This is a genomic window from Bradyrhizobium sp. AUGA SZCCT0176 (assembly GCF_018130145.1).
GTDB lineage: Bacteria > Pseudomonadota > Alphaproteobacteria > Rhizobiales > Xanthobacteraceae > Bradyrhizobium.
In genome coordinates this window covers 53,859-67,384 of sequence record NZ_JAFCMB010000004.1, presented here as the reverse complement: position 1 = coordinate 67,384, position 13,526 = coordinate 53,859, and the positions used below count along the sequence as shown (strand labels likewise).

10 protein-coding genes are annotated in these 13,526 nt (G+C 61.7%); all 10 read left to right on the top strand.

The window, feature by feature from the left end; all coding sequences use genetic code 11:
• The first annotated feature begins 44 nt into the window (after nt 1-44).
• The 10 genes from JQ600_RS11555 (at nt 45) to JQ600_RS11510 (ending at nt 12,791) form a co-directional block, all read left to right on the top strand.
• Nucleotides 45-2,267 carry a TonB-dependent receptor domain-containing protein gene (locus JQ600_RS11555; RefSeq protein WP_212262420.1) on the top strand — a complete coding sequence of 741 codons (2,223 nt, stop codon included), beginning with the start codon at nt 45-47 and terminating at the stop codon, nt 2,265-2,267.
• Nucleotides 2,268-2,355: 88 nt separating this feature from the next.
• Nucleotides 2,356-2,859: a copper chaperone PCu(A)C gene (locus JQ600_RS11550; protein WP_212262418.1), complete on the top strand. Its 504-nt coding sequence runs from the start codon at nt 2,356-2,358 to the stop codon at nt 2,857-2,859.
• 143 nt (nt 2,860-3,002) lie between these two features.
• Nucleotides 3,003-3,527 (top strand): YcnI family protein, encoded by a 525-nt coding sequence (locus tag JQ600_RS11545; RefSeq protein ID WP_212262416.1) that lies wholly within the window; start codon nt 3,003-3,005, stop codon nt 3,525-3,527.
• Nucleotides 3,528-3,532: 5 nt separating this feature from the next.
• On the top strand, nt 3,533-5,098 hold the full coding sequence (locus tag JQ600_RS11540) for a copper resistance protein CopC (RefSeq protein WP_212489923.1): 1,566 nt from the start codon (nt 3,533-3,535) through the stop codon (nt 5,096-5,098).
• A 982-nt stretch (nt 5,099-6,080) separates the two neighbouring features.
• Nucleotides 6,081-7,403 (top strand): proline--tRNA ligase, encoded by a 1,323-nt coding sequence (proS, locus tag JQ600_RS11535; protein WP_212388902.1) that lies wholly within the window; start codon nt 6,081-6,083, stop codon nt 7,401-7,403.
• Between the two features lie 94 nt (nt 7,404-7,497).
• Nucleotides 7,498-8,778, top strand: a complete 1,281-nt coding sequence (locus JQ600_RS11530; protein ID WP_212262410.1) for a lipoprotein-releasing ABC transporter permease subunit — start codon at nt 7,498-7,500, stop codon at nt 8,776-8,778.
• A complete protein-coding gene (locus JQ600_RS11525; RefSeq protein ID WP_212388893.1) occupies nt 8,778-10,058 on the top strand; it encodes a lipoprotein-releasing ABC transporter permease subunit in 1,281 nt (426 codons plus the stop codon). The genes JQ600_RS11530 and JQ600_RS11525 overlap by 1 nt, the downstream gene beginning before the upstream one ends.
• Complete coding sequence (locus tag JQ600_RS11520) at nt 10,051-10,764, top strand: ABC transporter ATP-binding protein (protein WP_409363298.1); 714 nt, start codon at nt 10,051-10,053, stop codon at nt 10,762-10,764. The genes JQ600_RS11525 and JQ600_RS11520 overlap by 8 nt, the downstream gene beginning before the upstream one ends.
• 352 nt (nt 10,765-11,116) lie before the next feature.
• On the top strand, nt 11,117-11,863 hold the full coding sequence (locus tag JQ600_RS11515) for an outer membrane protein (protein ID WP_212262407.1): 747 nt from the start codon (nt 11,117-11,119) through the stop codon (nt 11,861-11,863).
• 673 nt (nt 11,864-12,536) lie between these two features.
• Entirely contained in the window at nt 12,537-12,791 is a 255-nt protein-coding gene (locus JQ600_RS11510) for a hypothetical protein (protein WP_212388892.1), read from the top strand.
• Nucleotides 12,792-13,526 lie beyond the last annotated feature (735 nt).

Here is a 13,526-nt window from a genome sequence, read left to right as displayed (position 1 = left end):
TGCAGTTCAATAAGCCGGCCACAGCGCCGGTGTCAGGATTATCAATGTTTCGCTATCATTTCCCCTCGGGCGCGCGCCCGTGCAAGCCCCTGCTTGCCGGCGCCGTCCTACTTGCTTCCATTCCAGCAGCCGCTCAGACAGGCCCGCACGGCGTGTTGCCTCCCGTCACGGTTGACGCCCCCACACAGCAGCGGGCGACCACGACCCGTCCCCCACAACGCGCCGCGGCGCGCACCGCGCGGGCATCTCGCGTTCGAAATCCGGCTCCGGTTGCGCCGGTCGCGAGCGATGAGGGGCAGGGGGCGCGCGGCGCCCTGGCGGTACTGAGTGCACAGCAGGCGTTGGCGGAAATCAACCAGACGCCGGGCGGCGTCGCGCTGGTGCCGGCCGAAGCGTACAGGAATTCGACAGTCGCCAACACCATCAAGGACATTCTGGATTACGTTCCCGGCGTCTTTGCGCAGCCGAAATGGGGTGACGACACGCGGCTTTCGATCCGCGGGTCCGGCCTGTCACGGAACTTCCATCTGCGCGGCGTGCAGCTCTATATGGACGGCATTCCAATGAACACCGCGGACGGCTATGGCGATTTCCAGGAAATCGATCCGACCGCCTACAAATATGTCGAGGTCTACAAGGGCGGCAACGCGCTGCAGTTCGGCGCGAACTCGCTCGGCGGCGCCATCAATTTCGTGATGCCGACCGGCCGCGACCCGTTTCCGAACGGGGTGTCGGCTGATATTGGCGCATTCGGATTCAAGCGGCTCCAAGCCAATGCCGGCGGCGCGAATGGGCCGTGGGACGGTTTCGTCACCGCTTCGACCCAGGCGTCCGACGGCTTTCGCAATCACAGCAGCGGCAGCAGCACGCGCGTCAGCGGCAATGTCGGCTATCAGTTCTCGCCGGATGTCGAGACACGGTTCTATTTCAACGCCAATGAGGTGCGCCAGCGTATCCCCGGCACCGTCACCAAGGCCTCCGCCTTGAGCAATCCTGAAGCCGCCGCTCCCGCAAACGTCATCAATGACCAGCAGCGCAATATCGATACTGTGCGGCTCGCCAACAAGACGACGATCCGGTTTGAAGACACCAAGGTCGAATTCGGAGTGTTCGGCGTCGACCGTCACCTGATGCACCCGATCTTTCAGTGGCTCGATTACAGTTACAAGGACTATGGCGGCTTCGCGAAGGTCACCGACGACCGGTACATCGGCGGCTTCCGCAACCGCCTTGTCGCCGGCGTCAACGTCCTGAACGGCAGCATCGACAACCAGCAGTTCGCGAATATCGGCGGCCAGAAGGGCGCGCTGTTGTCGTCGTCGATCGATCGGTCCAAAAACACCTCCCTCTACATCGAGGACAGCTTTTACTTCTTGCCGAATGTTGCCGCGATCGGCGGAACGCAGTTCCTGTACGCAACCCGCAACCGGCAGGATCGCTTTCTCAGCGATGGCAATCAGTCGGGGGCGACCGAGTTCAGGCTGTGGTCGCCGAAGGCCGGTCTGCTCTGGAATATCGATCCGACCTGGCAGGCCTACGCCAACATCTCCCGAAGCGCCGAGGTGCCAAGTTTTGGGGAAAGTTCGTCCGGAGCGGGGGGCACGCCGGTCATTCCCTTCACCAGCATCCGACCGCAGATCGCCACCACCTACGAGATCGGAACTCGGATGAAGCGGCCCGATTACGCCTGGGAGATCACGGCCTATCGCGCCAACATCCGCGACGAGCTGCAATGTATCTTCGGCAACGCCGCCGGAACCTGTAACGTCACCAACGCCGATCGCACCATTCACCAGGGCATCGAAGCGGGTGCGGGCGCCGCGATTTTCCGCGGCATCTTCAACAACGGCCCGGCGCCCGACAAGATCTGGCTGAATCTTGCGTATACGCTGAACGATTTTCGTTTCGACAACGATCCAAACTATCGCAACAACATCCTGCCCGGGGCCCCGCGCCACTACCTCCGTGCCGAGTTGTTGTACAAGAATCCGACCGGTTTCTATTTCGGGCCCAATATCGAATGGGTGCCGCAGTCCTATTTTGTCGACAACGCGAACACGCTGAAGACCGAGCCCTATGCGCTCGTCGGGTTGAAGGCGGGCTTCGACAATGGCGGTCCGGTTTCGGCCTATATCGAGGGGCGCAATCTGGCCAACAAGGCCTATATTTCGAGTGCGAGCATTATCAATCAGGCAACCGCCACGTCGCCTCTGTTCGAACCTGGTAACGGAAGGGCTGTTTATGCCGGCATGAAGTACCGATGGTGAGGGAGTACGGTATATGTCGCCGGTTTCTCTTCACCAGCGTGGTGGAAATCCGAATGCCGAAGCCGTTCAAACATCGAAAGAACAAGCTATGAAATCAATTCAAATCAAACTCGTGTGCCTGGCCCTCGTAGCGGGCTTGCAGACGGTCCCCTTGCACGCCCAGGAGGTCAAGGCCGGCGGTCTCGTCATCACGCAAGCCTGGAGCCGCGCCACGCCGGGCGGCGCCAAGATCGCGGGCGGATACCTCACCATCGAGAACAAGGGCTCGACGCCGGATCGGTTGATCAAGGGCGCAGCTGACATCTCCGGCAAGATCGAGGTCCACGAGATGGCTGTCAACAATGGCGTGATGACGATGCGGGAACTCGACAAGGGCCTCGCTATCGAACCCGGCAAGACCGTAAAACTCGCGCCGGGCGGCTATCATCTGATGCTGATGGATCTCAAGGGCCCGCTCAAGCAAGGCGACAAGGTACCGGTAACGCTCGAGTTCGAAAAAGCGGGCAAGGTGACGCTGTCGCTCGACGTGCAGGGCGTCGGCGCGCAGGCGCCCGCGCCTGATCATTCGGGTCATTCCGGCATGAAGAAGTAACGGGGATGGCGTGCGGTTCGCCGCTGCGGCCGGTGCAGCGGGCGACCCCGCGTCCACCAGCCATGGCAAGGAACGGGCGGCGCATCATCGCCATTGACGTGAGAGAAGTCCGATCAATTCAGCAGGAACATTTGAGGCCAAAAATGTCTAAGCCAGGTTTACTAGTCGCCGCCGCTGCACTCTGCGCCGCGTCTTCCGCCAACGCGCACGTTACGCTCGAGAAGCGCGAGGCGGCCGTCGGCAGTTATTACAAGGCGGTATTTGCCGTGCCGCATGGTTGCGCGGGATCGGCCACCGTCAAAATCCGGGTGCAAATCCCCGAAGGCGTGATCAGCGTCAAGCCGATGCCGAAGGCTGGCTGGACTCTCGAGACCATCAAGGGAAAATACGCCGCCGAATACGAATATCATGGCAACAAATTCTCCGAAGGCGTCAAGGAAGTGTCCTGGAGCGGGGGCAAGCTCGCGGACGACAATTACGACGAATTCGTCATGGCAACCTTTCTCACCGGTGGCCTGAAGCCGAACACCACGCTGTATTTTCCGGTGGTGCAGGAATGCGAGAAGGGGGTAAGCCGCTGGATCGATATTCCGAAGGCCGGGGCCGGGTCGCATAGTCATGACGGCTCGTCGCCGGCGCCGGGCCTCAAGCTGATTTCGAAGCCGTAAATTCGATGCTACGCGCCATCGCAGCCGTCGCGGCACTGCTGGTGGCGCTCTGTTTTGCAACGGATACGTTTGCGCATGCGTCGCTGGTCGATGCCGAACCTGCCGATGGCAGCGTCGTGGCCGAGGCGCCAAAGACCCTGCAATTGCAGTTCAACGAAAGCGTCACACCCGCGGTTGTCAACCTGATCGATGCCGCGGGCAAGACGCGCGCCGTCACGGTTCGCGCGGTCGACCAATCCGTCGTGATCGTGTTGCCTGATGACCTGCCGCGCGGGACTCAGGTCGTCAGCTATCGCGTGGTTTCCCAGGACGGGCATCCCGTCGCGGGATCGCTGGTGTTTTCGATCGGCGTTGCGACGGCCAATACTGCCAGGTCGAATGGCGGCCCGGTTGCGATCCTGATCTGGCTGGCTCGCATCGGGGTTTATGTCGGCTTGTTCGCAGGCGTCGGCGGCGCGTTCTTTGCCGTATGGATCGGGCAGGGTTCCAGCGGTGCGCTCGTGATCACGGGCGCGCTTGCCGTCGGTGTCGCAAGCGCTGTCGCCTCGCTTGGCCTGCAGGGTCTCGACTTGCTCGATCTTCCGCTCGGCGGTCTGGCGACCTCAGCGCCATGGACCGGCGCGCTCGGAACCAGCCTCGGACCGTCGCTGCTGATTGCGATCGCGTCGATGGTCATCGCCGGGTTCGCGTGGCGCAGCCCGACCAGGATTACCGCCTGGGCGTTGACTGTTCTCGCGATGGCAGGCGTCGGGCTGTCGCTGGCAACCAGCGGACACGCCGCAACGGCGTCACCGAAATCGCTGACGGCGCCTGCGATGTTCCTCCACGGCGTTGCCATCGCCTTTTGGGTCGGCGCACTTGCGCCCCTTGTGGTGCTGGCGCGCCAATCGACGGGCGCGGTGGTGCCGGTGCTGCAACGGTTTTCGCGCCTGGCCGTGCCGGTCGTCGGATTTCTGGTGTTGAGCGGATTGGGTCTGGCGGTCATCCAGCTCGAGAGCTTTCATGCGCTGATCGACACCCGCTACGGCATTATCCTGCTGGTCAAATTGACACTGGTGACGGTCCTGCTTGGGCTCGCCGCGCTGAACCGATACCGCCTGACGCTGGCCGTGGCGGCTGATCCGGGGAATACGCGGCCGTTGATCGGTTCGATCCTGATCGAATGCGTCGTGGTGGCTTGTATCCTCGCCGTCGTCGCGACCTGGCGTTTCACGCCGCCGCCGCGCGTGCTGGCGGCCGCCGCGCAGGCGCCGTTGGCGATCCATATCCACACCGAGAAGGCGATGGCCCAGGTCTCGATTGTGCCGGGCAAAGTGGGATCGAACGATTTCGTGCTGCAATTGCTGACCGGCGACTTCGGCGAGCTATCGGCCAAGGAGGCGACGCTGACGCTGAGCCTGCCGGAGCGCGGTATCGAACCGCTTGAACGTGAAGCCAAGCGCAGGCCCGACGGTTACTGGCACGTGCGCGGCGTGCCCTTGCCGGTCGCCGGCCGCTGGCGCATGCGGATCGACGTGCTGGTGACCGATTTCGAGAAGGTCACGCTGGAGGGCGAATTCGACGTGCGGTGAGGGGGGCTGCGTCGCCTTGCTTGCAAGCGAAATCTCGCGGCCCGCGTGCGACAAATCAACCCGACGGGCAAATCACTTCTGTTTTACGGAAATCATGTCAAGTCCAGAATTTCCGAAAATCAAAAATATTTCTCTTTCCTTCGACCCAAATCGCCGGCACATTCTCACCCATCCCGTCCCACTCAGAGGGGCGTCGGCCGTCGTCACGACGAGGGGCGGGTTGCGGTGGACGCTGACGTTGCGATTGACGGTCGTAGCGGAAGCGTACGGCAAAAGCGTGTGGTCCTGGCGCCCGTAACGGCGTCAAGTCTTTCGGGAGCCAACGCTTCCGAGGGGCGACGGTGGCAATAGAGGCCGTCTCACCGGGGAGAGCACGCCATAAGCCGTAAAGCCATTGCGCAGGGAATGTCGGATTGCCTCCGCTGCCCTGTATGCTCGTGTGCAGCCTACTTAGCACAATTCGCACACGAGACCGCGGGTGCAGCGCGCATCCGGCATTCCCTGCGCCCTCTGAATTTTGGAGGGCGAGAAGTTTCCAGCAAACCTCGGGCGCATCGCGTCGCGAGAATGCGGACACACATTCAGCTGTCATCGCCCGGCTTGACCGGGCGACCCAGTATCCCAGAGACGCCAGTGAAAGAACCGAGAAGCCGCGGCGTACTGGATCCCCCGCATGCGCGGGGGACGACAGAATCGTATGGAGACGCGCCATTCCCGTCATTGCGAGCGAAGCGAAGCAATCCACCGCACCGCGTAACGATAGAATGGATTGCTTCGCTTCGCTCGCAATGACGCGGACGGAGCTGGTGGGGACCAACCCGGACCTGATCGCGCCGCAATCATGCGGTCAATATCGGGGGCAGAACGGTCGGAAATCCGCATATCTTGCGGCTTTTTAAGGTGTTCCGGCCTTGTATTTTCGTAGCCGATCCGGTTTCACTGCCATTCTTCCTTATCGCCCCCTGATTCCCTGAGTTGACCCATGCGATTGTCGCGGTTTTTTCTGCCCATCCTGAAAGAGAATCCGAAAGAGGCGGAGATCGTCTCGCATCGCCTGATGCTGCGTGCCGGCATGATGCGGCAGGAAGCGGCGGGCATTTACGCCTGGCTGCCGCTGGGTTTTCGGGTGTTGAAGAAGATCGAGCAGATCGTCCGCGAGGAGCAGGACCGCGCAGGTGCCCTGGAACTGCTGATGCCGACGCTGCAGCTCGCCGACCTCTGGCGCGAGAGCGGCCGCTACGACGCTTATGGCCCGGAAATGCTGCGCATCAGCGACCGCCACAAGCGCGAACTGCTGTACGGGCCGACCAATGAGGAAATGATCACCGAGATCTTCCGCGCCTACGTCAAGTCCTACAAGAGCCTGCCGCTCAATCTCTACCACATCCAGTGGAAGTTCCGCGACGAGCAGCGTCCGCGTTTCGGCGTGATGCGTGGCCGCGAATTCCTGATGAAGGATGCCTATTCGTTCGACATCGACGAGGCGGCGGCGCGGCGCTCCTATAACCGGATGTTCGTCGCTTACCTGCGCACCTTCGCGCGGATGGGGTTGAAGGCGATCCCGATGCGCGCGGAGACCGGCCCGATCGGCGGCGATCTCAGCCACGAATTCATCGTGCTGGCCGAGACCGGCGAGTCCGGCGTCTATTGCGACAGCGACGTGCTCAACCTGCCGATCCCGGGCGACGACGTCGATTATGACGGCGATTTGACCCCGATCATCAAGCAATGGACCTCGGTCTATGCCGCGACCGAGGACGTGCACGATGCCGCGCGCTTCGACAGCGAAGTGCCTGCCGAGAACATGGTGCACACCAGGGGCATCGAGGTCGGCCAGATCTTCTACTTCGGCACCAAATATTCCGACGCCATGAAGGCGATGGTCGCGGGCGCCGACGGTGTCGACGTCCCGATCCATGGCGGCTCCTACGGCGTCGGCGTGTCGCGCCTGGTCGGCGCCATCATCGAGGCCTGCCATGACGATGCCGGCATCAAATGGCCCGAGGCGGTGGCCCCGTTCACCGCCGTGATCCTGAACCTGAAGCAGGGCTCCAGCGACACCGATGCGGCCTGCGAGGCGCTGTATCGCGAGCTCGAGGCCAAGGGCGTCGATGTCCTCTATGATGACACCGATCAGCGCGCAGGGGCGAAGTTCGCCGCCGCCGACCTGATCGGTATCCCCTGGCAGATTCTGGTCGGCCCCAAGGGCCTCGCCGAGGGCAAGCTCGAGATCAAGCGGCGCAGCGACGGCTCACGCGAGAATCTCAGCCCGGCGGAAGCGGTCGCCAAGATAGTTGGACGATAAGCGGAAGATAGCGGGATAAAGATTATCCACGGGGGGCGGGTATTCTTGGCCATTCCCGGCCACATTTGGCCCCGAATCATGGGATTATCGAAAGATGGATGAGACCATGAACGAGACAGTCCGAACCCCGCCGTTTTCGCAGTTCGAATGGCTGTTGTCGGGGCGTTACCTGCGGGCGCGTCGCAAGGAAGGGTTCATTTCCGTCATCGCCGGTTTTTCGTTCCTCGGCATCATGCTCGGCGTTGCGACGCTGATTATCGTGATGGCCGTGATGAACGGCTTTCGCAAGGAGCTGCTGGACAAGATCCTCGGCCTCAACGGACATCTCTTAATTCAGCCGCTGGAATCGCCGCTGACCGACTGGAAGGATGTCGCCGAGCGTATCAACCAGGTTCAGGGCATCCGGCTGGCCGCGCCGGTGGTTGACGGTCAGGCGCTGGCGTCCTCGTACTTCAACGCCTCGGGCGTGCTGGTGCGGGGCATACGTTCCGCGGACCTGAACAACCTCACCTCGGTCGCCAAGAACATCAAGCAGGGCACCCTGGAAGGCTTCGACGAGGGGCAGGGCGTCGCGATCGGTCGCCGGCTCGCCGATACGCTGTCGTTGCATGCCGGCGACAGCATCACCTTGGTTGCCCCGAAGGGGGCCGTGACCCCGATGGGTACCACACCGCGCATCAAGGCCTACAAGGTCGCCGCGGTGTTCGAGATCGGCATGTCGGAATATGATTCGAGCTTCGTGTTCATGCCGCTGCCGGAGTCGCAGGCCTATTTCAACCGCAAGGACGACGTGACAGCGATCGAGGTGTTCACCTCCAATCCGGACAAGATCGACGCTTTCCGCAAACTGGTGACGGAAGCGGCCGGGCGGCCGGTGTTCCTGGTCGACTGGCGGCAGCGCAATTCGACCTTCTTCAACGCGCTGCAGGTCGAACGTAACGTGATGTTCCTGATCCTGACCATGATCGTGCTGGTCGCGGCGCTCAACATCGTCTCCGGCCTGATCATGCTGGTCAAGGACAAGGGCCAGGACATTGCGATCCTGCGCACCATGGGTGCCTCGCAGGGCTCGATCATGCGGATATTCCTGATCACGGGGGCTGCGATCGGCGTGGTCGGCACGCTGACCGGCTTTTTTGTCGGCATGCTGGTTTGCCTGAACATCGAATCGATCCGGCAATTCCTGTCGTGGATGACCAATACCGAGCTGTTCTCGCCGGAGCTCTACTTCCTGTCCAAGCTGCCCGCCGAGATCGATTTCGGCGAGACCACCGCGGTGGTGATCATGGCGCTGACGCTGTCGTTCCTGGCCACGCTGTATCCGTCCTGGCGCGCCGCGCGCCTCGATCCCGTCGACGCACTCCGGTACGAGTGATGGGTGAGACCATGAAGGAGACAGTTCGTACCCCGCCGTTCTCACAGTTCGAATGGCTGTTGTCCGGGCGTTACCTGCGGGCGCGCCGCAAGGAAGGCTTCATTTCCGTCATTGCCGGTTTTTCGTTCCTCGGCATCATGCTCGGCGTTGCGACGCTGATCGTCGTGATGGCCGTGTTGAACGGCTTTCGCAAGGAACTGCTGGACAAGATCCTCGGCCTCAACGGGCATCTGCTGGTCCAACCTCTGGAATCGCCGCTGACGGACTGGAAGGATGTCGCCGAGCGGATCAGCCTGATTCAGGGTGTCCGGCTGGCCGCGCCGGTGGTTGACGGTCAGGCGCTGGCGTCGTCGGCCTTCAACGCCTCGGGCGTGGTGGTGCGCGGCATGCGCGCCGCTGACCTGAACAACCTCACCTCGATCTCGGCGAACATCAAGCAGGGCACGCTGGAAGGCTTCGACGAGGGGCAGGGCGTCGCGATCGGTCGCCGGCTCGCCGATACGCTGTCGTTGCGTGCCGGCGACAGCATCACCTTGGTTGCCCCGAAGGGGGCTGTGACCGCGATGGGCACCACGCCGCGCATCAAGCCTTACAAGGTCGCCGCCGTGTTCGAGATCGGGATGTCGGAATATGACTCAGGCTTCGTGTTCATGCCGCTGCCGGAGTCGCAGGTCTATTTCAACCGCAAGGACGACGTCTCCGCGATCGAGGTGTTCACCAGCAATCCGGACAAGATCGACACTTTCCGCAGGCTGGTGACGGATGCGGCCGGGCGGCCGGTGTTCCTGGTCGACTGGCGGCAGCGCAACTCGACCTTCTTCAATGCGCTGCTGGTCCAACGCAACGTGACGTTCCTGATCCTGACCATGATCGTGCTGGTCGCAGCGCTCAACATCGTCTCCGGCCTGATCATGCTGGTCAAGGACAAGGGCCAGGACATTGCGATCCTGCGCACCATGGGCGCCTCGCGGGGCTCGATCATGCGGATATTCCTGATCACGGGGGCCGCGATCGGCGTGGTCGGCACGCTGACCGGGTTTTTCGTCGGCATGCTGATTTGTCTCAACATCGAATCGATCCAGATATTCCTGTCGTGGCTCACCAACACCGACATATTTCCGCGAGAGATCTATTTCCTCTCGAAGCTTCCGGCCGAGATCGCCTTCCGCGAGACCTCTGCCGTCGTGATCATGGCGCTGACGCTGTCGTTCCTGGCCACGCTCTATCCGTCCTGGCGCGCGGCGCGCCTCGATCCCGTGGACGCGCTCCGCTATGAGTGAGGGCAAAATGGCCGAGGGCGCGGAAGATGTACCGGTGGTCTATCTCCACGAGATAAAACGCCAGTACACGCAGGGTGAGGCGACGCTGACCATTCTCAACGGCGCCAAGCTCGCGCTATGGGCCGGGCAGTCGGTGGCGCTGGTGGCGCCGTCGGGCTCGGGCAAGTCGACGCTGCTGCATATCGCGGGCCTGCTCGAAAGCCCCGATGACGGCGAGGTCTATGTCGGGGGAGCGCCGACCTCGCAATTGTCAGACATCGACCGCACCCACATCAGGCGTTCCGACATCGGCTTCGTCTACCAGCAGCACCGGCTGCTGCCGGAATTCACCGCGCTCGAAAACGTCATGCTGCCGCAGATGATCCGCGGTCTCAAGCGCAACGAGACCATCAAGCGTGCAACAGAGATCCTGGCCTATCTCGGTCTTGGCGAACGCATCACCCACCGCCCGGCCGAACTGTCCGGCGGCGAGCAGCAGCGCGTCGCGATCGCACGCGCGGTCGCCAATGCGCCGCGGGTGCTGCTGGCGGACGAGCCGACCGGCAACCTCGATCCGCACACCGCCGATCACGTGTTCAACGCCCTGATGCAGCTCGTGAAGGCGACGCGGGTCGCGATGCTGATCGCAACCCACAACATGGAATTGGCCGGGCGCATGGACCGGCGGGTGTCGCTGGTGGACGGTCAGGTCGTCGAGCTGGAATGACGACAGCTTCACAATGGAATTGGAATCGCTCCACACATTCGAATCTCGTTGAGCTCGGAGCGCGCTCGTCGGTTCGATCACGGATCGTTGAACATCTTTAGCCGCGCACGCGCGCCATCTCTTCAACACAATCGCACACGGTGATACCGCTGCGCGGTTCCATTGTGATTTTTCTGCGGCGAACGTGCACGCAATGTTTCGAAAAGTGCCTGTTACACAATATTAACTTACATTTTCACTGAACTCGTTTCGCGTGCGCTGTTGCAGCCAAGTGACAGTAATTCAAACGAACAATGATATGACGCTGCCACGGCCTTGGGGGCTGTACCAACTGGAACGGGAATTAAAAAAGATGAAGAAGGTTTTGCTTGTAACGGCCAGTCTGATCGCGCTCGGCGCGGCTGCGCCGGCAGTGGCTGCGGATCTCGCTGCGCGTCCTTACACCAAGGCGCCGCCGATGATCGCCGCTGTGTATGACTGGAGTGGTTTCTACATCGGCGTCAACGGTGGCGGCGGTTGGAGCCGCAATGACTGGGACGCGGTCGCTCCCAACGTTGCGTTTGGCCCCGAGGGTTCGCATGACGCATCGGGCGCCACGGTCGGTGGTCAGATCGGCTATCGCTGGCAGGCCGGCACCTGGGTGTTCGGCTTGGAAGCGCAGGGCAACTGGGCTGACTTCAAGGGCTCGAACACCAGCCTGCTGTTCCCCGGCTTCGTCAACCACTCGAAGATCGACGCGTTCGGCCTGTTCACCGGTCAGGTCGGCTATGCCGTCAACAACGTCCTGCTCTACGTCAAGGGCGGTGCTGCTGTGACCTCGAATCGTAACCACATCAACACCGTTGCTGGCGCGCTTGCTGCGTCCACCGGCGACGACACCCGCTGGGGTGGCACGGTCGGTGCTGGCCTCGAATACGGCTTCGCCCCGAACTGGTCGATTGGCGTCGAATACAATCACATCTTCCTGCAGGATCGGACCTACACGTTCACCACGCCGGCTGGCGTGTTCTTCGGCACCGATCGCATCAGCCAGGACGTCGATCTCGTGACCGCTCGCCTGAACTACAAGTTCGGTGGCCCGATCATCGCCAAGTACTGATCTAACTGAGTACTGATTTCGCTATCCTCTAGCGAGACCATCAAAGCCCCGGGCATTGCCCGGGGCTTTTTTGTTGGGCCCGGTCGGGATGGTCAGACATCGCGGAAGTGTTTGTTAACGCGAGAGCGCCAGTCCACTTATCGCGTCCTTAACTACAGGGCTGTCGCGGACTTGAATTAGCCCACCGCCGGCGCATAGTTGCGCAATGGCAAGCAGCATCTGGACATCCGAAGAATTTACCTGCCCCGGTTGCGGGATGGATTACTCCGCGACGAGGGAGCAGCATCAGCACAAGCATGCGGGCAAATTCGAATGCATGGTTTGCCAGACCGAAGTCCACGCCTGGTCCGGTACCCATGATTATTTCGGCTGGAAGCCGATCAGGCGGACGCAGCCGGTCTTTGGACGAAAAACGGCGTAGCCGCGCGGGCTGGAATTGGTCAGCTTGCGAAGGCATATACGGGGCATGAAAATAAGATTCCCCATCGTCGTTTCAGCCGTCCTACTCGCCGCCGCAGCCCTCTTGGTTTTCAACGGCCGCCTTCACGCGCGCGGTCCCCATCACCCCACGACAGAATGCGGCTTCTGGGGGTCGATGGAGGCGGGGATGTCGTGCCAATGACAGCTTCCCGGAGGGCTGGAAAACAGACCGGGCCGGGCGCATATTTGGGGCATGGAAAACGTACACAAATGCACATCCGTGCTGAGCCCGCTGATTGCGGAGGCCAAGACGGGCGCCATTCCTCTGGCAGAAAATGCCATCAACGAGATGGTCGCCGTGACGCCCGCACCTCAGCAAAGGGACGCCTTGGAAAGCGTTCGGTCGGTGGTGAAAGCTCACGGAGACGCGGCCGGGCCCGGCTCTCAGTGCGACTTTGCAGATGCCGTGAATGACTACATCGAAAAGCTGATGAGAGCGCTCATCTGATCCCCGAGCGCCCCGCGACCCCAACCAACGCCAAGTCGATGATAGACCCCGCGACGGGAGGCGGCCCGGAGTGGGTCAGTTTGATTGTTGCAGAGTTCCGGGCTGGAAAAAGGGCGGTTCCAGGCGCATATTCCGGGGATGGCGACAATTGTCCAATGCAATTGCGGCGCCGAGTACAGACGTACTGAAGAGAAGTTCTTGGTACCGCAAACAGGTGACGCGGTCTGCACGGTCTGCGGGGCTGCGCTGGAGTCGTGGTGGAATAGCGGCCACGTTCCCACATACGAGCTTATTGAACGGCCTCGGACAGAAGGCGGGAATGGCAAGCCACCCGAAACGCCCTAGCGACCCCAACCAGCTCGCCAAGCGATCACAGACATTGCGACGGGGGGACGGGCCCCCAAGAATTAACCACAGGGATCATTCTTCAAACTGACCCGCCAGGCGCGCTTGACTCTTAGAACAAAAAAGGAACAATGTTCCTCATATGTTCTTGGATCGGGAGTGCCTGCGATGTTGAGGATGTTTGTGGAAGAAGCCGCTGCTCTGGCGTCGATTACGCTGTTTGTCGGGATGATCGCGGTGTGGGCGCAGCTCATTCCCCAGCTCTGAGGTGGGGCGGGATCGAGGCCGACGTACCTGCAAAGCAGGCTTCGACAGCCCCTTGGGGAAAAGCCGGATGGCGGGCGCAAGCTGAGCGTTCCGCGTGGACTCCGCTAGCCCAACGCATCACCA

Coding starts and splice junctions, on each gene's coding strand:
- JQ600_RS11520 (WP_409363298.1), top strand. CDS start 10,051: ATGAGTGAGGGCAAAATGGCCGAGGGCGCGGAAGATGTACCGGTGGTC.
- JQ600_RS11540 (WP_212489923.1), top strand. CDS start 3,533: ATGCTACGCGCCATCGCAGCCGTCGCGGCACTGCTGGTGGCGCTCTGT.
- JQ600_RS11510 (WP_212388892.1), top strand. CDS start 12,537: ATGGAAAACGTACACAAATGCACATCCGTGCTGAGCCCGCTGATTGCG.
- JQ600_RS11550 (WP_212262418.1), top strand. CDS start 2,356: ATGAAATCAATTCAAATCAAACTCGTGTGCCTGGCCCTCGTAGCGGGC.
- JQ600_RS11515 (WP_212262407.1), top strand. CDS start 11,117: ATGAAGAAGGTTTTGCTTGTAACGGCCAGTCTGATCGCGCTCGGCGCG.
- JQ600_RS11530 (WP_212262410.1), top strand. CDS start 7,498: ATGGATGAGACCATGAACGAGACAGTCCGAACCCCGCCGTTTTCGCAG.
- JQ600_RS11525 (WP_212388893.1), top strand. CDS start 8,778: ATGGGTGAGACCATGAAGGAGACAGTTCGTACCCCGCCGTTCTCACAG.
- JQ600_RS11555 (WP_212262420.1), top strand. CDS start 45: ATGTTTCGCTATCATTTCCCCTCGGGCGCGCGCCCGTGCAAGCCCCTG.
- JQ600_RS11545 (WP_212262416.1), top strand. CDS start 3,003: ATGTCTAAGCCAGGTTTACTAGTCGCCGCCGCTGCACTCTGCGCCGCG.
- proS (WP_212388902.1), top strand. CDS start 6,081: ATGCGATTGTCGCGGTTTTTTCTGCCCATCCTGAAAGAGAATCCGAAA.